We start from the raw sequence: 18466 nt of genomic DNA, 5'->3' as shown, positions 1-18466 counted from the left end.
ATCCGCGCCATCGTTTACTTGAGTGGAATGTTGTTTATGCAGACGTTGGAGGAGGTCGCAGTCGGGGCGCCGGTGAAGAAGTCGGGGTTGCGCCTGTTGTTGCTGCCGCTGGTGATTCTGGCGGGCATGGGTTTGTCGGTGGAGGCGGGATTGCTTGGGCCGTTGGGTGTGCAGGTCGGGCATCTGTGGGCAACTTTGAGCATCTTCGGGGTCGGCTCGGCGATTCTGTTTTTGCTGTTGTTGTTTGCCGGGCCACAGAAGGGCCCAGCGCTGACTGATCTGCCGCGCTGGCAGTTGATCGGCGGATTTCTGGGGCCGATGTATGTGGTGGTGTTGACCCTGGCAACGCCGCACATCGGTATCGCCATGACGATGATTGCGATTCTGTCCGGGCAGGTTGGCAAGAGTGTGTTGATCGACCATTTCGGCTGGTTCGGCGCGACGCGCAAGAAGGTCAATGCCGAGCGGTGGCTGGCGTTGGGGTTGATTGTGGCGGCACTTGTTTTGATTGCGCGGGGGTGAGTGATGAGTCTGGTTATTTTGTTGGCGGTAGTGGTGTTGGCCGGTGCGGTGTTGAGTGTGCAGGCGGCGATCAACGGGCGTTTGGGTGAGAGCGTCGGGGTGTTGCGCAGTAGTTTGCTGACATTCGTTGTCGGTGCGGTGTCGACCGGGTTGTTGATTTTGTTTTTTGAGCCGGCGCATGCGGTGAGTCTTTTGGATGTGCCGAAGTGGCAGTTGACCGGGGCGCTGTTTGGTGTGGTCTACATGATGGTGATGGTCGGGGCGGTGCCGGTGGTGGGGACTGCTGTGGCGACGGTGGCGGTTATTGTCGGGCAGTTGGGCATGGGGATGTTGATTGATAATTTTGGCTGGCTGGGGAATCCGGCGATTGAGCTTTCTTCCAGTCGGATTTTGGCGATGGGGTGTTTGGGGTTGGCTTTGGTGTTTATGTATCGGAGTTCGCGTCAGGCTGGGTGATCTGGGTTGATCTGGGTTGAGTACATATCCATTGCTGCGGTAACGGCTGATTAGGGTTTCGCCCTTACGGCGACTCACTTTTTTTACAAACGCCTAAAAAAAGTAAGCAAAAAAACGCTTGCTCCTACGTGCGGCCCGCTCGCTGGGGCTCGGGGTTCCTTCGCTGCGGGATCGATCCGGGCGCAGCGTCTCCGGTTTGCTTCGCTGCACCTACTCCCGCTGTGTTTGGCTGCGCCAAACGGTCGCTGCGCTCCCACGCCCGGATCAATCCCTCCACTCAGCCTTCCGACGTCGCTTTACAGATCAAAAGCTGCAGCCGAGCTAACGCTCATCCTGTTGAGTGGTGAGGAGCAACAGCGTGTTCGGCTTTGGATTGGTGTTGGATTCACCCCTCACCCCAGCCCTCTCCCGAGGGAGAGGGAGCCGATTTGTGGGCTTTTCAAAATCTGAGTTCGACTCGGTATTTCACTTCGATGTAGCTCTCCCAAACATCTCAGTCAGTCCCCTCTTTCTCGGAGGGTGAGAGGCTGATTTCTTTGCTTTTTAGAGCCTGAGTTCAGCGCGGTATCGCACGTCGGCGTAGCTCGCCCAATCACCTCGATTAGTCCCCTTTTCCTCATGGCGAGGGGCTGTTTTTTTTGCTTTTTAGAGCCTGAGTTCAACGCGGTATCGCACGTCGGCGTAGCTCTCCCAAACACCACGGTCAGTCCCCTCTCCCTCTGGGAGAGGGCTAGGGTGAGGGGCTCTTGATCTGGCTCTTGATCTGGCTCTTGATCTGGCTCTTGATCTGGCTCTTGATCTGGCTCTTGATCTGGCTCTTGATCTGGCTCTTGATCTGGCTCTTGATCTGGCTCTTGATCTTGCTTCGGCTTTTGATCTTTTGCCCCATCGGCAGGCCGAGCGTAGGTGTTCATCCGGGGGTTAGGCGCGCAGCGCCGTGCGGCGTAGCCGCATACATCGAGAGGAGGTGCAGCGAAGCCAACCGTAGGCGATGCCCCCGGATGAACACCGTAGCGAGGGAACACTGAGCCTCAGCGAAGTGCCGTACGCCGGGGCAAAGCCTTTTGGTTCCTTTTTGGCGTTTGAAAAAGGGACTCGCTGTAAGAGCGAAACCGCCAGCGGCAACACCCGCAGCCACGGATATGCTCCCAATCCCAATCCCAATCCCAATCGCAAAAAAAATCAAAAGATCGCAGCCTGCCGCAGCTCCTACACTGGGTGTTAGGGCTTGCCCTTCAAGCCCCAGACAACCCCCACCCAAGGAGTCTGTCCCATGCCTGATAAAAAATGCGACTGCCCCAGCTGCAAGTGCACGATCAAGGAAGGCGATCATTCCTACGCCGTCCACGGCAAACACTATTGCTGCGAGGCCTGCGCTCACCACCACAAGAGTGGTGAGGAATGTTCAACCAAGGGCTGTAAATGCGCCCACGGATGACGAACGACGCATAAAAAAGTGGAGCCTAATCAGGCTCCACTTCCAGTTTCAGACTTTCATCGTCCATCCGTTCGGTATGCCGCACCGTGCCCTGCAGCCTTCGCCCCTCAACCCTGACCACGACGGTTTTCGCCTGATCAAGATCTTCCGGCAGCGGTGCCGGCACTCGCAACGCGAAGCGAAACGGATCATCTATGACCGCCTCCAGCCCAACGCGGCAATCCACGCTTTTGGTGATACGCCCGAACAACGTATCAAGGCCATAGTCCAGATGCGCCGGGCTGTTGATGTTGGTCATGGTGCATTCCCCCCGAATGATGCCGATCGCCAGGCTGAGCTTAGCTGGTCGGTCGCCACACGACGTTTTCCACGCCGAATTTTTCTGCCATCGGCTTGCTGGTCTTCTGCACCTTCTCACGGCCAAAGCGCGGGATGCGACCGACGCCGGCGTCGCAGCTCGCCCAGTGCCACGCCTCGACATTGTCCATCTTGTCCGAGCGGATAATGAAGGACTTGGGCGTGCCGTGGAGGGTGTATTCGATGACATAGAGTTTTGCGTTGTTCATAAAGCCCGTATTCCTCCCTGTAGTATTAGAGGGATCGCGGCGCACCGGGAAAATTCATTCGGATTGTCCGACGGTCTCTATCGTTGGCGACGCCGTGGCGCACTGGTTACCATGGTTTCCCCGCCAACCCCAATGAATGCTCGCCATGGCCCTTGCCGCACCGCCCGATCTCAGCGATACCGATGTGCCCGTGCAACCGCTGGCACGCACGTATCCGCGCGGCTTGTTTATCGAGCCGCACGAGCATGTCTGGGGGCAGTTGCTGTATGCGATGAGCGGGGTGATGTGGGTCGAGACCCCGCACGAAGCGCTGGTGGTGCCGCCGCAGCGCGCGGTGTGGTTGCCGCCGGGGGTGCCGCACGGGATTCGGGTGGTGTCGGATTTGCAGATGCGCAATATCTACCTGCGTCCGGCGCTGGCGGCGACGCTGGATCAGACGGTGCAGGTGATCGAAGTCGGTGGTTTGCTGCGCGAGTTGATTGTCGGGCTGGTGGAGCAGGGCGACAGTGGTGAACCGGCCTACTACGAGGCGTTGGTCGGGCTGGCCTTGCTGGAACTCAAACGCGCCAGGCGTTCACAGTTGAAGATCCCGATGCCGGATGATTCCGATCGGCGTTTGATGAACCTGTGCCAGGCGGTAATGGCAGCGCCGTCGCTGGAGATTCCGTTCGAGCAGCACGCGGCAAATGCCGGGGCCAGCGTGCGCACGTTGGCGCGGTTGTTCAAGGACAGCCTCGGCATGGGCTTCGCTGAGTGGCGGCGGCAGGTGCAGTTGGCGACGGCGGTGGCGGAACTGATTCAGGGCGTGGCGGTGAGTGTGATTGCCCGGGAGCTCGGCTATTCACCCAGTAGTTTCAGCGACATGTTTCGCCGCGAACTTGGCGTGGCGCCCTCACAATTTGCAGTGGAACACGATTAACCAAACCTGCATAAATCCAATGTGGGAGCGAGCCTGCTCGCGAATGCGGTGGATCAGTTGACTCATCCTTCACTGACACACCGCTTTCGCGAGCAGGCTCGCTCCCACAGGGTTCTGTGGTGTGCATCCGATACTTGTCCGAAATTCAGAAGTCCTTGGCCGATGCCATCCCCGCCGGTTCCCTAAACTCTGCCCATTCCCTTCAAACGGCGGAGTTCCTCCCCATGAACTACCTGATTTCACTGGCCATTGGTCTGGGCGTCGGCCTGCTGTATGGCGCGCTGGATTTCCGTTCCCCGGCGCCACCGGCCATCGCACTGGTCGGTTTGCTCGGCATGCTTGCCGGTGAACAGTTATGGCCGATGGGCCGGCAACTGGTGACGGGCTGGCTGTCCTGAACTCTTTTTCTCCTTCGGTGGATGTCCCCATGAAAGCACTGCAATTCGATAAAACCGGCGATCTGTCTTCCCTGCGCTACGTCGAGGTGCCGACCCCGGTACCCGGCGCTGACGAAGTGCTGGTGCAGATCAAGGCTGCCGGCCTGAATCCCAGTGATGTGAAAAACGTCCTGGGTCGTTTCCCCTACACCACGCTGCCACGGATTCCCGGTCGGGATTTTGCCGGTGTCGTTGTCGAAGGCCCGCAGGCCTTGATCGGTCAGGAAGTCTGGGGCACTGGTCGTGAGCTGGGCTTTTTTGCCGACGGCTCCCATGCGCAGTTCGTCAAACTGTCGACCAATGGCGTGGCGCACAAACCTTCGCATCTGAGTTTCACCCAAGCCGCCAGCCTCGGCGTGCCGTACACGACGGCGTGGGATGCGCTGGAACGCAGTCTGGTGACGGCTGAAACACGTTTGCTGGTGATCGGTGGCGGTGCGGTGGCCTCGGCGGCATTGGCCCTGGCGAAAGTGCGTGGTGCGCAGTTGCTGGCAGCGGCGCGCCGCCCGGAGCAGGTGGCGGAGTTACAGGCGCAGGGTTATCAGACGATCCAGCTGGATAAACCCGAAGACCTCGGCGCGCAGGTCAACGCGGTGTATCGCGGCGGCGCCGATGTGATTTTCGACACCACCGGTTTCTGGTTGCCAGCGTCGGTGGCGGGATTGGCCACCTTCGGCCGGATCGCGATCATCGCCGCGCCGGTGGACGGGCACGTGCAACTGCCGGCACTGGCGTTGTATCGCAAGGGCGGGTCGGTGGTCGGGATCAATTCGTTGTTGTATGGCGTTGAAGCGTGTGCGGCGATGCTTGAGCAGTTCGGGCGGTTCTTTGATGAAGGCTTGCTGCCGTTGCCGCAAGGGTTGGTCGAAGCGCCGTTGGCCGAAGGCCTGGCGCGCTACGCCGATGTGAATCAGGGCAGCGGTGACAAGGTCATCCTCATCCCCTGAAACACCGCAAAACCCCTGTAGGAGTGAGCCTGCTCGCGATCGCGGTGTATCAGTCACCCATGTATCAACTGACACACCGCGATCGCGAGCAGGCTCACTCCTACAGTAGATCGGTGTCGGGCTCAGGATTGCGGGACACCGTTTTCCCACGCCGACCAGTTTTTCAGGATGTCCTGCACCAGCGGATTCCCCGCGCGATAGAGGTTCTCCAGCGCCGGCACGAAGCCGCCCTGATCGGCGTACTTGAGCAGGTTGTCCACTTCACTGCCGCCCGGCTCTGGACGATCAAAATCGGAGCCGGCACGCACCACGGCCAGACGTTGCACGTCGACCAGACCTTCGCGACTGGCACGCAGCAAGGCCTCATAGGTGGAGTTGTCTTCCTGCTGCGTCGTGCAGTATTCGCCCTTGTTATCGGTCAACAACTTGGTCCAGACCTCGGCCCGTTCGCTCAAGCGCGTGCCGGAGAACCAGGTGTTTCCGGCCAGTGTGTCGCAACGGGTCACCACCGGTGGTTGATTGGCCGGGGCCGACGGGTATTTCAGGCGCCACGCGGCGGATTCCCTGCTTTCGCTCAGCTCGACCTTGTGGCTCAGGGCGAATGCCTTGGCCTGCAGTTTCGGGTTGAGTTCAAAGACTTCGGTCTTGTAGTCCAACGGTGGTTTTTCGTTCGGGCCTTTGGTGTTGATGCCCAGGTAGCCGGTCGGCCAACTCGACGGTGCATCGCGCGAATCGATCTCCCATTGCGTGCCGAACTCCACCAGATAATGCGCCCACGCGGCGGTGCCGATAGTCCCGTGTTTCGGGCTGATGCCGGCGATACCGGCGATCAGGAAGTAACTTTTGCGCAGGTCGAATTTCGGCGACAAGGCCAAGGCCAGGGTCGAGGCGGCGGCGTTGGTCTGGCCCATGCCGGTGGTCAGCAGGCACACCTGCTGCGTGTTGCAGCGGATGCTCGGGTACTCGGCGGACAGGCCCGGCACGCGGATTTCCTGCTTCAGCTCCAGGCGATCGATCCAATGCTGCGCCTCGGGGGCGAACATGGTGATCAGCACGACTTTCGGCTGCATCGGTGCTTCGGCGGCCCACGCGGTGGAGGAGAGCAGGGCCGCACCGGCCAGGGTCAAACGCATCATTGCTTGCATGGAAAACTCCTTGATTCAGAACTGATAACCGACGCCGGCGTAGTAACCCCAGCCGTTGGAACGTGCGCGGAAATTGCCGTCGCCAAAATTCAGCTCGCTGCCGTCTTCCCAGTTGCCGCCGTTGTGGAAATAACGGCCGACCAGGGTGAAGCGCAAGTGAGTGAACGAGTAGAGCAAGACGTTGGTCGCCACTGTTGCGTTGGCCGTGCGCGCAGGGTTGTCCTTGTGGATGTCCGAGCCGAAATCGAAGTTGGTGAAACCAATGTAGGTCAGCGAAGCGCCGTTGCTGAATTTGTCGATCGGCACGATGTACTTCAGTTGCGCGCGATAGCCGTCCCACGAGTATTCGTTGCTCGCGCCGTAGTTTTCCCACTGATAGCGACCGTACAGGTTGGCCGACAGATTGACCCGCGAATGGGTGTCGATGTCGGTGCCGAAACCGCTGTAGAGGGTGTTGGCGCGGTTCTCTTTGCGGCTGCCGTGGTCATAGATCCAGTCGAACGCCACATACCATTCCTTGAACGGGCCGATGGCCAGGCTGCGGCCGGCGAGGTAGTCGATGGAAATGCGCGGTTCGTGCTCCATAAACACCGGCGAGCCGTGATCCCACACGCCTTTGTCGTGGCTATTGCCAATGTTGAAGATCTTCGGAATGTCGACGTAGCCGTATAACTCGAACGGGCCTTTGCGGCCGAAGTACTCGTATTCCAGATAGATGTCATCAGCCGGTTGCGGGCCGAAGCTGATGTCCTTGCTGCCGATCAGCATCAGATCCTGGTTGTACCAGTCCGACAGGTACGCGCCTTTTTTCGGCGGGCTGGCTTCGGGGCTGAGGGCTTCGCCCTGGGCGGATTCTTCCTTGGCGACCGGTTGCGCCAGAGCGCTGGGGCTGAGAAGTCCGGTAACGCCGGTCAGTAGCAGGGAAACAGCGAGCGTGCACGGGAAAGGTGCGCGAAAAGGGCATGCGATGGGCATTCAAAGTCCTTTTTTGCGGATCAGGGCCCGGATTCCGTGGGCTTGTACGGTTTTGTTACGAAAACGCTGGAATTGCCATTGCGCAAACGTTTGCACAAGACGTACCAAAATCTTCAACAAGCTGAAAAATAGATCGTTTTGCTGCATTTCCTGCTTGATCGGTCAGATGCGGTTTTGCGCACCCTGCAGGTCCTTGTGGGAGCGAGCTTGCTCGCGGAGGCAGGGGGGCGGAAAAGTATCCGCAAGCTGACACGACGCCTTCGCGAGCAAGCTCGCTCCCACAGTTTTGAATCTCGTCGAGGCTAATAGCTGCGTGGTTGAAACGTTGAATCCAGAGGCCTCTAGCACCAAAGTATTAATGCCATTTAACCAATGCCCCATCGCAGGGCGTCGACTAGCGTGTGTCAGGAATAGAACGGTTTTGTAATGACCGTCGCAGTCTTGATTCGCGTGTCGAATAAGCCCGCTGCTTGTGCACGCCGCTCAAGGAAGAAATTGGCCACGACAAGGAGTAGCCCGTGGAAGCAAGGTTTGGTGTCGCCCTCGTTTCGCGCTTTTCCCCTCTTTCCCTTGCTGTGCACCTGAGCGTCGCCGGGCTGTTGTTCGGCGGGGTCAGCGCACCTGCGCTGGCCACGTGCTCCACGGCAGGTTCCACCGTGACCTGCACCGGCGTGCCGAGTCTGCCGCTGTTTCTCAATAACTTTTCCAGTGCCACCAGCGGTTTGACGGTCAACGTCAACAGCGGCGCGCAGATGAACGCGACCCTCGGCGGCCATGTGATGGACCTGACCGGGGTGAACATCTCCCTGAACAACTCCGGCACCCTCGACCCGGCGCTACTGGGCCTGGTCTCGGTGTTGAGTGGCGGCGCATTCATTGGCACCGGTGCGACCAGTACGGTCAGTGTGCTCAACAATGCCAGCGGGATCATTCGCGGCACGGGTATGTTGCTCGGGCTCAACCTGACCAGCATCGACGGCCTGGCCCTTTCGGTTAACAACGCGGCAACCGGCACCACCAGCATCACCAACAACGGCACCATCACCTCGACCGGACTCTCGATCGGCGGCATCACCTTGGCGGATACCCCGGTGGTCGGCGTCTACGGCGGTTCGCAGGTCAACATGACCAACAGCAGCGCCGGTGTGATCAACGGCCGGATCGCGTTCGAAACGTCGGCGGCGGGCAACACCTTCACTAACGCCGGTGCGATTACCGGCGGTGTGTCGATGGGCGCGGCGAGCACCAACACCTTCACTGCGGTGACCGGCTCCAGCGTCAACGTCGGTGACGGTGTACAGATCAGCGTCGGCCTCGGCGGTTTGATCGGCATCAACCTGACCTTCGCCCCGACCGGTACGGTGGATGGCGGTGCGGGCGGCACCAACAGCCTGATCCTGCAAAACCCGGCCGGCGTCGGCGGCGGTATCACCGGGACTGGCACAGCATCGAGCGCCACCTACATCAACTTCAACAACCTGACCCTCAACAGCGGCACCTGGACCTTGCAGGGGCCATTGGTCAGTGGCGCGACCACGCTCAACGGCGGTATCGCGAATTTCAACAACAACGCCACCTTCGGCAGCGGCGTAATCACCTCCAACGGCGGGACTCTGCAGGCCAGCAATGCCGGGTTGAACATCAGCAATCTGATTTCCCTCGGCGCTGGCGGCGTGACGGTGCAAGGCACTAACGCGACCACCCTGAGCGGGGTGATTTCCGGTAGCGGCGGTTTCACCAAGGCCGGTACCGGCCAGCTTAATCTCAGCGCCGCCAACACCTATCTGGGCAACACCACGCTCAATGGCGGCACGGTGCAGTTGGGCAACAATCAGGCGTTCAGTACCGGCACCCTCAACGTCACCGGCGCGACAACCCTGAGCGCACCGGGCACCATCAGCCTGGCCAACGCCATCAGCCTCGGCGGCACCTTGACGGCCGGCGGCACTGGTGCGCTGACCCTCGGCGGTTTGATCAGCGGCAGCAGTGGCCTGACCAAAACCGGCAGCGGCAGCCTGACCGTCAGTGGTGCCAATAGCGGTTTCACCGGCACCACCACCCTCAGCGCCGGTAGCCTGTTGGTGACCAACAATGATTCGCTGGGCAGTGGCGCGCTGAATACCGCCGCCGGTACCAGTCTGGACAGCACCGCCAACGTCACTTTGGCCAATAACATCGGTATGACTGGCGCGCTCAACGTGCTCGGCAGCAATGCCCTGACACTCGGCGGCGTGTTGTCTGGCACTGGCGGGATTACCAAATCCGGCAGCGCCGGCCTGACCTTGAGCGGCAACAACACCAACAGCGGCAACACGCTGCTCAATGCCGGCAGCCTGTTCGTTGGCAGCAACACCGCGCTGGGGACTGGCGCACTGAATGCGGCGGCGGGTACCACGCTGGATGCGACTGCCGCAGTGACATTGGCCAACGCCGTTGCGCTGGCGGGCGGGGTGACCATCGGCGGCACTCAGGCATTGGGCCTGAGCGGCGTTGTCAGCGGCGTCGGCAGTTTGATCAAGAATGGCACGGCGGATCTGACCCTCAGCGGCAACAACACCTTCTCCGGCGGCACTGCGCTTAATGCCGGTACGCTGATTGTCGGTTCCAATACGGCGCTGGGTACCGGTGCCCTGACCACAGCGGCAGGCACCAAACTCGACGCTAGCACCACGGCCGCGTTGACCAATGCGGTGACCCTTGGCGGTGATCTGGAAGTGCGTGGCAGTGCTGACCTGACCCTCGGTGGTGTGATCAGCGGCAGTGGCGGGTTGACCAAGCGCGGTTTTGCCAACCTGACTCTCAACGGTGCCAACACTTATCTCGGCGGTACCACGCTGGCCGCCGGCACGCTCACTGTGGGCAACGCGGCCGCGTTGGGCAGTGGTGCATTGAACGTCATCGATGTCTCAGCGCTGGACAGCAACACCGCTGTCAACCTGAGCAACAACATCAACCTCAACAGCAGTACCCTGAGCCTCGGCGGCAGCAGCGGTCTGACCCTCTCCGGTGTCATCAACGGCGCCGGTCAACTGATCAAGAACGGCGCCGCCAACCTGACCCTCGATGGGGTAAACACGTTCGCTGGCGGGACCACGTTGAACGCCGGTAGCTTGACTGTCGGTAACGCTGCGGCGCTGGGCACTGGCGGACTGACTGTCGCCGGGGCCAGTACCCTCAACAGCAGCACGGCGGTGACCCTGAACAACGCAATCACCCTCAACGCCAACCTCACCGCCGGCGGCGCCAATGCGCTGACCCTTGGCGGGGTGATCAGTGGCGGTAGTGGTTTAATCAAGACCGGCGCATCCAGCCTGACCCTCAACGGTAACAACACCTACACCGGCACCACCGCCCTGAACGCCGGTTCGCTGATTGTCGGCTCCAATACCGCCCTCGGCACTGGCACACTGAATGCCTCGAACGGCACCACTCTGGATGCCAGCACTGCGGCAACGCTGGCAAACAACGTTAACCTCGGCGGCACTCTGACCCTGGGTGGCTCCAATGCGCTGACCCTCGGCGGCGTGGTCGCGGGTATCGGTGGACTGACCAAGAACGGCGCTGCCGATCTGACCCTCAACGGCGCCAACACTTATTTTGGCAACACCGCGTTGAACACCGGCAAACTGACCGTCGGCAGCAACACCGCGCTGGGTTCCGGCACGTTGAACGCGGCGGCCAACACCACGCTGGACGCCAACACGGCGGTCAGCCTGAACAATGCCGTGGCACTCGCCGGTGCCTTGAATATCGGCGGCACGGCGGATATGACCCTGACCGGTCTGGTCAGCGGCGCCGGCAGTCTGGTGAAAGACGGCGCGGCCAATCTGATTCTCAACGCCGCCAACAACTACCTCGGCGGCACCACGCTGAACGCCGGTACGTTGACCGTCGGCAACAGTTCGGCACTGGGGTCCGGTGCGCTGACCGTCGCTGGCGCCGCAACGCTGGACAGCAATTCGCCGCTGGTCAGCCTCAACAACGCCGTCGCCCTGAATGCCGCGCTGACCGTGGGCGGTACGCAGAACCTCACCCTCGGCGGCGTCACCAGCGGCACTGGCCAGTTGATCAAGGACGGCGCGGCCAATCTCACCCTCAATGGCAACAACACCTTCAGCGGCGGCACCACGCTCAACGCCGGTACGCTGACATTGGGCAATGCCAACGGCCTGGGCAGCGGTGCATTGGTCGTCGGCGGCGCGGCGACGCTGGATAACAGCGCCTCGTTCGGCATTGGCAACGCGATCACTTTGAACGCCGGGCTGACGGTTGCCGGCAACAACGATTTGAGCCTGAACGGCATCATCGACGGCGCCGGCAGCCTGACCAAAAACGGCCTGTCGGATCTGACCCTCGCCGGCAACAACACTTTTACCGGCGCGCTGAATATCGTCTCGGGCAGCGTCACCACGCTCAATACCAACGCGTTGGGTAACACCTCCGGGGTCAACATCAGTGCCGGTGCCGGGCTGAATCTGGGCAGTGACGCCAGCCTCGGCGCGCTGACCGGCAGCGGCAGTGTGCAACTGACCGGCAGCAACACCCTGACCGTCGGCAGCGGCAACGTCACCAGTACGTTTGACGGTGACCTCAGTGGCAGCGGCGGTCTGGTCAAAGTCGGCACCGGTACCTTGAACCTCACCGGGATCAGCGGCATCACCGGCAACACTGCGATCAATGGCGGCACCGTTGATCTCAGCGGTTCGCTGGGCAGTGCACAGGTCAACGTCAACACTGGCGGTACCCTCACCGGCACCGGTTCGGCGCTTGGTAGCGTCAACGTCAACAGCGGCGGCCATCTGGCGTTGTCGTCGGGCAATCAACTGTCCGCCGGTGCGCTGACCCTCGCTGCCGGCAGCAATGTCGATGTGGCGTTGGGCACGCCGTCGACCACTTCACTGATGAACGTCGGTGGCAACCTCACCCTCGACGGCAATCTCAACGTCACCGATGCCGGCGGTTTTGGCGTTGGTGTGTATCGCCTGTTCAACTACACCGGCGCCCTGACCAATCTCGGTCTGGACGTGGCCAGCGTGCCGGTCGGCTACGGCCTCGGCGATCTGCTGGTGCAAACCGGGGTGGCCAATCAGATCAACATTCAAGTCTCCGCGCCGAACAGCAACATCCGTTACTGGGACGGCAGCCAGACCATTGCCAACGGCATCGTCGATGGCGGTAGCGGTACGTGGAACGCGGTCGGCACCAACTGGACCGATGCCAACGGTCTGGTCAATCAACCGTGGGCCGGCGACTTCGCGGTGTTCCAGGGCAGCGCCGGCACGGTGACGGTGAACGGCACGCAAGCGTTCACCGGCCTGCAGTTCGTCACTGACGGCTACAACCTGGTCAACGGCTCGGCAGGGCAACTCACGGCCATCAACGGCACTGGCGGCACCACAGCAGTGCGGGTCGATCCGGGCGTCACCGGCACTATCGGCGTCAATATCGATGGCAGCGGCATTCTCAACAAACTCGACGCCGGCACCTTGGTGCTCAACGGCGCCAACACTTACAGCGGCGGCACGCAACTGGATGGCGGCAAGATCATCGTCGGCAGCAACACCGCACTCGGCACCGGTACGTTGACGGCGAATGCCGGCACGCAACTGGACAGCAACGCGGCGGTGACACTGGCTAACGCGGCGACGCTCAACGGTAACCTCACCGTGGTCGGCAGCAATGCGCTGACCCTCAACGGCGTGATTGGTGGCACCGGCGGGCTGATCAAAACCGGCACGGCCAATCTGACCCTCGGCGGCAATAACGCTTTCCTCGGCCCGGTAGCGCTGAATGCCGGCGGGCTGGTTCTGGCGTCGAACTCGGCGCTCGGCTCCGGCACGTTGAACGCGGCGGGCGGTACGACGCTGGATGCCAGCACGGCGGTTTCGGTAAACAACGCGGTCAACCTGGCCGGCAATCTCGGCATCGGCGGCACGGCGGATCTGACTCTGGCCGGTACGCTCAACGGCGCCGGCAGCCTGAGCAAAAACGGCGCCGCCAACCTGACCCTCAGCGGCAACAACAACTTCCTCGGCGGCACCACTTTGAACGCGGGCACGTTGACCGCCGGCAGTAACTCAGCGCTGGGTCTGGGCAATCTCACCGTAGCCGGCGCCTCGGCGTTGGACAGCAACAGCGCGCTGAGCCTGGGCAACAACGTCGTGCTCAACGCCAATCTGAGCAACACCGGCAGCAACAACCTGACCGTCGCAGGTGTGGTCAGCGGTGCGGGTGGCTTGATCAAGGACGGCGCGTCGAATCTGACACTCAACGGCATCAACACCTTCACCGGCGGTACCACGCTGAATGCCGGCACGTTGACCCTTGGTACGGGCGCGTCGCTGGGCAGTGGCGCGCTGACCGTGGCGGGTGCTTCGACCCTCGACAATTCCGCGCCACTGGTGCTGGCCAACAACCTCAACGTCAATGCCAATCTGGCCTTGGCCGGTAACAACAACCTGACCCTTGGCGGTGTGATTGCCGGCGCCGGTACGCTGAGCAAAAACGGTCTGGCCGACGTGACATTGAGCGGCAGCAACACTTTCAGCGGCACGTTCGATGTGCTCGCTGGCAGCCTGACCACGCTCAGTGGCGGGGCGCTGGGCAACAACGCCACGGTCAATCTCGCTAGCGGCGCAGCGCTCAATCTCGGTGCTTCGGGCAGCCTCGCGAGCCTCACCGGCAGCGGCACTGCGCTGGTCGGCACTGGCAATACGCTGAGCCTCGGTGGCAACAACGTCAGCAGCACGTTTGCCGGCATTCTCAGTGGTGACGGTAGCCTGAGCAAACTCGGCACGGGCACCCTGACCCTCAGCGGCATCAGCGACCTGACCGGTGACACCAACGTCAACGCCGGCACCTTGCAGGTCAACGGCTCGCTGGCCAGCGGCAACGTGCTGGTCAACAACGGTGGTACCCTCGGTGGCAGCGGCACCTTGACCGGTGCCGTGACGGTGGCTGATGGCGGTCATCTGGCTGGCGTCACTGGCAGTACGCTGAACGTCAGTTCGCTGGTGTTCAACGGCAACTCAAACTTCGACGTCGGACTTGGCACACCGGTGTCCGGTGGCGGCAATGCGCTGGTCAATGTCGGCGGCAACCTGACCCTCGACGGCACCCTCAATGTCAGCGACATCGGCGGTTTTGGCAGCGGCGTGTATCGCCTGATCGACTACACCGGCGGCCTGACTGACAACGGCATGCTCTTCGGCACGTTGCCGGGTAGCGTCAGCCCGGGCGATCTACAACTGCAAACCGCGCTGGCCAATCAGATCAACCTGCTGGTCACCGCACCGGGCGTCACCGTGCAGTTCTGGGACGGCAATCAGCTTGTGGCCAATGGTTCGGTAGAGGGCGGCAGCGGCACTTGGGGCACTGGCACCACCAACTGGACCGACGTCAACGGCACCACCAACCAAGCGTGGGGCAGCAGCTTCGCGGTGTTCCAGGGCGCGGCCGGCACGGTGACCGTCAACGGCGCGCAAACCATTACCGGCCTGCAGTTCGTCACCGATGGCTACAGCTTGGTGAATGGCACGGCGGGCTCGCTGAATCTGGTCAACGGTTCACTGGGCAATGCCACGGTGCGGGTTGACCCGAACGCCACGGCAACCATCGGTGTCGCGCTCAACGGCAGCGGCACGCTGGGCAAATACGACAGCGGTACGCTGGTGCTCAACGCGGCCAACGGCTACACCGGCGGCACCGCGCTCAATGGCGGCAAGATTGTGGTCGGCAACAACGCGGCGCTTGGCACCGGTGTATTGACCGCTGCCGATGGCACGGCGCTGGACAGCAACGCCGCCGTCAGCCTGGGCAACGATGTTGTGCTCAACGGTGGCTTGAATGTCGCAGGCTCCAACGCCTTGACCCTCGACGGCGTGGTCAGCGGCAGCGGCAGCCTGATCAAGGCCGGCGCCTCGAGCCTGACCCTCAACGGCAGCAACACTTTCAGTGGCGGCACTCAACTCGCCGGCGGCACGCTGGTTCTTGGCAACAACAGTGCGATCAGCAGCGGTGCGCTCAATGTGATCGGCAATGGCACCCTCGATAGCACTTCAGCGCTGCAACTGGCCAATGCCATCAACCTTGGCGCTCAACTGACCCTGGCCGGTAATCAGAACACCACATTGATCGGTGCGGTGACCGGCACCGGCAGTCTGCTGAAAAACGGTAGCGGCGATCTCGTTCTCAGTGGAGCTAACACTTACAGCGGTGGCACCACGCTGAACGGCGGCACGACGCGCGGTGACACCAGCAGCCTGCAAGGTGCGATCGTCAACAACGCAACGCTGACCTTCGAGCAAAACGCCGACGGCAGCTACACCGGTAACCTCACCGGTGCCGGCACGCTGAACAAAACCGGGGCTGGAGAGTTGCTGCTGACTGGCAACAACACCTTCACCGGCAACACCTCGGTGCAGGCTGGCAACCTGATCGTCAACGGCGTGCTCAACAGCGCCAATGTCGACGTTGCCAGCGGTGCGGGCATCGGCGGCGGTGGCCAGTTTGGGGGTGCCGTGCAACTGGCCAGCGGCGCGACGCTGCTGGGTGGCGGTACGGCAACGCCATTGTCAGTCGGTTCGCTGGCACTGTCGTCGGGGACCAATCTGGACTTCAGCCTCGGCTCGGCGGCCAGTTCGACCACCGTGGTCAATGTCGCCGGCAATCTGACCCTCGACGGTACGTTGAACATCAGCAACGCCGGCGGTTTCGGCACTGGGGTTTATCAACTGTTCAGCTACGGCGGCAGCCTGACCGACAACGGTCTGGTCTACGGTAGCCTGCCGGTGTCGGCGGCCAATCTGACCCTGCAAACCGCGATTGCCAATCAGATCAACCTGCTGGTGCAAGGCACCCCGGGTGAGGTGCAGTTCTGGAACGGTGGCACCACCAATCCGGACGGCAGCATCGGTGGCGGCAGCGGTGTGTGGGGGCCGGGCACCAACTGGACCGATCCGAGCGGGACGCAGGCCTTGGCTTCAAATGGTCAGTTCGCGGTGTTCGGCGGTCAGGCAGGTACGGTTACCGTGCAGGGCAATCAGAACTTCACCGGCCTGCAATTCCTCGCCGGCGGCTACAGCCTGACGCCGGGTGCCGGTGGCTCACTGACCCCGGTCAACGGTGCGGACGGCAGCCTCGCGCCAGTGCGGGTCAATGCCGGAGGGAGCGCGGAAATCTCTGCGCCGCTGGTGGGCACGGGCGGCATCGAGAAACTTGATTCCGGCACGCTGGTATTGAGCGGCGCCAACACCTACAGCGGTGGCACCACCGTCAGCGGCGGTACGCTGGTCGGTAACACCACCAGCCTGCAAGGCAATATCCTCAACAACGCTTCGCTGTTTTTCGTGCAGAACTTCAACGGTCAGTTCAATGGATCGTTGCGCGGACTGGGCGCGATGCTTAAACGCGGTACCGGCACCTTGCTGTTGACCGGTGATCAGCCATTCAGCGGCACGGTCGCAGTCGATCAAGGCGTGCTGCAAGTCGGCAGCCGGTCGGCGCGGGCGTCGTTGGGCGGGCAAGTTACCGTGGCCAACGGCGCGGGGTTGAGTGGTAACGGCAGCATTGGTTCGGTGGTCAACCATGGCGTTGTCGCCTCGGGCTCCGAAGCAGGCACCCTGAGCGTGGCCGGTAACCTGACCAACGCCAGCGATGGTGTGTTGGCCCTGACGGTCAGCTCGCCAACCGCGACGCCACTGGCAATCGGTGGCACCGCAACGCTGGGCGGCGCTTTGCAAGTGAACTCGCTTGCACCGTTCACCGGCAACACCACGTATTCGCTGATCACCGCAGGCGGTGGCGTGAACGGCACCTTCAGCGCTGCGGACCTGCCGCAATACGCGTTCCTCAACACGGCACTGGTGTATGACGCCAACGCAGTGAACCTGGTGGTCAGCCGCAATGGCAATTCGTTCGCCGATGTCGCCGCCACCGGCAACCAGTTCCGGACTGCTACTGCGCTGTCGAACAATGGTCCGGCGGGCGCGGCGTTGCAGAACGAGATCGTCAACCTCAGTGTCGCCGGTGCGCGTAATGCCTTCGACAGTCTGTCCGGTGAGATCCACGCCAGCACCGCCAGCGCCATCCTTGAGGATTCGCGCTACGTGCGTGACGCGGTCAACGATCGCATGCGCCAACCGTCGTGCAGCGCGGCGGATGATCCACGCCGTGCCTTGGCGCCAAGTGACAACCAACTGAGCAGCAACGGTTGCCACGGCGAAATGGTTGGCTGGGCGCGGGCCCTCGGCGCGTGGGGTGAGTCGGATGGCGACAGCAATGCGGCGAAACTCGATCGTAACCTCAGCGGCTTCATGCTCGGCACCGACAAGCAACTCGATGACCAGTGGCGCGTGGGCATGGCCGCCGGTTACACCCGCAGCGACCTTGATGCCCATGATCGTCGCTCGGACGCCACCGTCGAAAGCTACCATCTGGCCGCGTACCTCAACTCGCAGTTCGATGCCCTGGCCGTGCGCCTCGGCGCGGCTTACAGCTGGCACGACATCGAGACCAAACGCAACGTCAGCGTCGGCAGCTACAACGACCGCTTGAAAGCCAACTACGACGCGCGCAGTGCGCAGGTGTTCGGTGAAGTCGGTTACACGATTGACGCCGGCGGCATTGCCCTTGAGCCGTTCGCCGGTCTGGCCTACGTCAACTACGACAGCGACAAAGCCAAGGAAAAAGGCGGAGCAGGGCGCCTGGAGGCCGATGCCGATCAAGACATCACCTTCTCGACCCTCGGTGTGCGTGCCGGCAAAGTCATCACCCTGGCCAACGGCGGGCAATTCACCCCGCGCGCGGCGCTCGGCTGGCGCCATGCGTTTGGTGACACCAAGCCTGACGCTGATCTGACCTTCATCGACGGCGGCGCCTCGTTCAGCACCCAAGGCGTGCCGATCGCCAAGGACAGCGCCATCGTCGAAGCGGGGGTCGACTTCCAGATCAGCCCGACCGGCAAACTCGGGGTCGGCTACTCCGGCCAACTGTCGAACGACAGCAACGACCATGCGATGACCATCAGCTTCAGCCTGGGCTTCTGATTTAGGGTCGAAGCAC

General features: G+C 61.9%; 12 protein-coding genes. 7 read left to right on the top strand and 5 right to left on the bottom strand.

Annotation, left to right across the window (positions count from 1 at the left end; all coding sequences use genetic code 11):
• Positions 1-36: 36 nt before the first annotated feature.
• Complete coding sequence (locus tag AB4N74_RS13970) at positions 37-522, top strand: DMT family transporter (protein WP_093434363.1); 486 nt, start codon at positions 37-39, stop codon at positions 520-522.
• A gap of 3 nt (positions 523-525) precedes the next feature.
• Positions 526-978 (top strand): DMT family transporter, encoded by a 453-nt coding sequence (locus AB4N74_RS13965; RefSeq protein ID WP_093433867.1) that lies wholly within the window; start codon positions 526-528, stop codon positions 976-978.
• Positions 979-1708: 730 nt separating this feature from the next.
• Here AB4N74_RS13965 and AB4N74_RS13960 read toward each other — a convergent pair.
• Complete coding sequence (locus AB4N74_RS13960) at positions 1709-1867, bottom strand: hypothetical protein (RefSeq protein ID WP_460100833.1); 159 nt, start codon at positions 1865-1867, stop codon at positions 1709-1711.
• A 384-nt stretch (positions 1868-2251) separates the two neighbouring features.
• Between AB4N74_RS13960 and AB4N74_RS13955 the strand changes: the two genes are divergently transcribed.
• Positions 2252-2416: a metallothionein gene (locus tag AB4N74_RS13955; RefSeq protein ID WP_093433869.1), complete on the top strand. Its 165-nt coding sequence runs from the start codon at positions 2252-2254 to the stop codon at positions 2414-2416.
• Positions 2417-2441: 25 nt separating this feature from the next.
• Here AB4N74_RS13955 and AB4N74_RS13950 read toward each other — a convergent pair whose 3' ends face one another.
• Together AB4N74_RS13950 and AB4N74_RS13945 are read right to left on the bottom strand one after the other, a co-directional pair.
• A complete protein-coding gene (locus tag AB4N74_RS13950) occupies positions 2442-2714 on the bottom strand; it encodes a hypothetical protein (protein WP_116255995.1) in 273 nt (90 codons plus the stop codon).
• Positions 2715-2754: 40 nt separating this feature from the next.
• The gene (locus tag AB4N74_RS13945) at positions 2755-2982 is read right to left on the bottom strand and encodes a DUF6555 family protein (RefSeq protein ID WP_093433873.1); all 228 of its coding nucleotides are present in this window, start codon (positions 2980-2982) and stop codon (positions 2755-2757) included.
• A gap of 136 nt (positions 2983-3118) precedes the next feature.
• Between AB4N74_RS13945 and AB4N74_RS13940 the strand changes: the two genes are divergently transcribed.
• The 3 genes from AB4N74_RS13940 to AB4N74_RS13930 all read left to right on the top strand — a co-directional run bounded on the left by AB4N74_RS13940 (position 3119) and on the right by AB4N74_RS13930 (position 5285).
• The gene (locus tag AB4N74_RS13940) at positions 3119-3901 is read left to right on the top strand and encodes an AraC family transcriptional regulator (RefSeq protein WP_093433875.1); all 783 of its coding nucleotides are present in this window, start codon (positions 3119-3121) and stop codon (positions 3899-3901) included.
• Positions 3902-4125: 224 nt separating this feature from the next.
• Positions 4126-4299, top strand: coding sequence for a DUF1427 family protein (locus AB4N74_RS13935; protein ID WP_093433877.1), 174 nt, complete (start codon positions 4126-4128; stop codon positions 4297-4299).
• 29 nt (positions 4300-4328) lie between these two features.
• Positions 4329-5285: a quinone oxidoreductase family protein gene (locus AB4N74_RS13930; RefSeq protein WP_460100827.1), complete on the top strand. Its 957-nt coding sequence runs from the start codon at positions 4329-4331 to the stop codon at positions 5283-5285.
• Positions 5286-5407: 122 nt separating this feature from the next.
• On the opposite strand, the gene AB4N74_RS13925 is transcribed toward AB4N74_RS13930, so the two are convergent.
• Both AB4N74_RS13925 and AB4N74_RS13920 read right to left on the bottom strand, forming a co-directional pair.
• On the bottom strand, positions 5408-6430 hold the full coding sequence (locus AB4N74_RS13925) for a purine-nucleoside phosphorylase (protein WP_093433881.1): 1023 nt from the start codon (positions 6428-6430) through the stop codon (positions 5408-5410).
• 15 nt (positions 6431-6445) lie between these two features.
• A complete protein-coding gene (locus AB4N74_RS13920) occupies positions 6446-7405 on the bottom strand; it encodes a nucleoside-specific channel-forming protein Tsx (RefSeq protein WP_093433884.1) in 960 nt (319 codons plus the stop codon).
• A gap of 518 nt (positions 7406-7923) precedes the next feature.
• Between AB4N74_RS13920 and AB4N74_RS13915 the strand changes: the two genes are divergently transcribed.
• Positions 7924-18450 carry an autotransporter-associated beta strand repeat-containing protein gene (locus AB4N74_RS13915; protein ID WP_460100823.1) on the top strand — a complete coding sequence of 3509 codons (10527 nt, stop codon included), beginning with the start codon at positions 7924-7926 and terminating at the stop codon, positions 18448-18450.
• Positions 18451-18466 lie beyond the last annotated feature (16 nt).

The sequence above is a fragment of the Pseudomonas sp. H3_C08 genome (assembly GCF_054669455.1).
This window is presented reverse-complemented; position numbering and strand designations above follow the sequence as displayed.

Coding starts and splice junctions, on each gene's coding strand:
- AB4N74_RS13970 (WP_093434363.1), top strand. CDS start 37: ATGCAGACGTTGGAGGAGGTCGCAGTCGGGGCGCCGGTGAAGAAGTCG.
- AB4N74_RS13920 (WP_093433884.1), bottom strand. CDS start 7,405: ATGCCCATCGCATGCCCTTTTCGCGCACCTTTCCCGTGCACGCTCGCT.
- AB4N74_RS13930 (WP_460100827.1), top strand. CDS start 4,329: ATGAAAGCACTGCAATTCGATAAAACCGGCGATCTGTCTTCCCTGCGC.
- AB4N74_RS13960 (WP_460100833.1), bottom strand. CDS start 1,867: ATGGGGCAAAAGATCAAAAGCCGAAGCAAGATCAAGAGCCAGATCAAG.
- AB4N74_RS13935 (WP_093433877.1), top strand. CDS start 4,126: ATGAACTACCTGATTTCACTGGCCATTGGTCTGGGCGTCGGCCTGCTG.
- AB4N74_RS13925 (WP_093433881.1), bottom strand. CDS start 6,430: ATGCAAGCAATGATGCGTTTGACCCTGGCCGGTGCGGCCCTGCTCTCC.
- AB4N74_RS13945 (WP_093433873.1), bottom strand. CDS start 2,982: ATGAACAACGCAAAACTCTATGTCATCGAATACACCCTCCACGGCACG.
- AB4N74_RS13955 (WP_093433869.1), top strand. CDS start 2,252: ATGCCTGATAAAAAATGCGACTGCCCCAGCTGCAAGTGCACGATCAAG.
- AB4N74_RS13940 (WP_093433875.1), top strand. CDS start 3,119: ATGCTCGCCATGGCCCTTGCCGCACCGCCCGATCTCAGCGATACCGAT.
- AB4N74_RS13965 (WP_093433867.1), top strand. CDS start 526: ATGAGTCTGGTTATTTTGTTGGCGGTAGTGGTGTTGGCCGGTGCGGTG.
- AB4N74_RS13950 (WP_116255995.1), bottom strand. CDS start 2,714: ATGACCAACATCAACAGCCCGGCGCATCTGGACTATGGCCTTGATACG.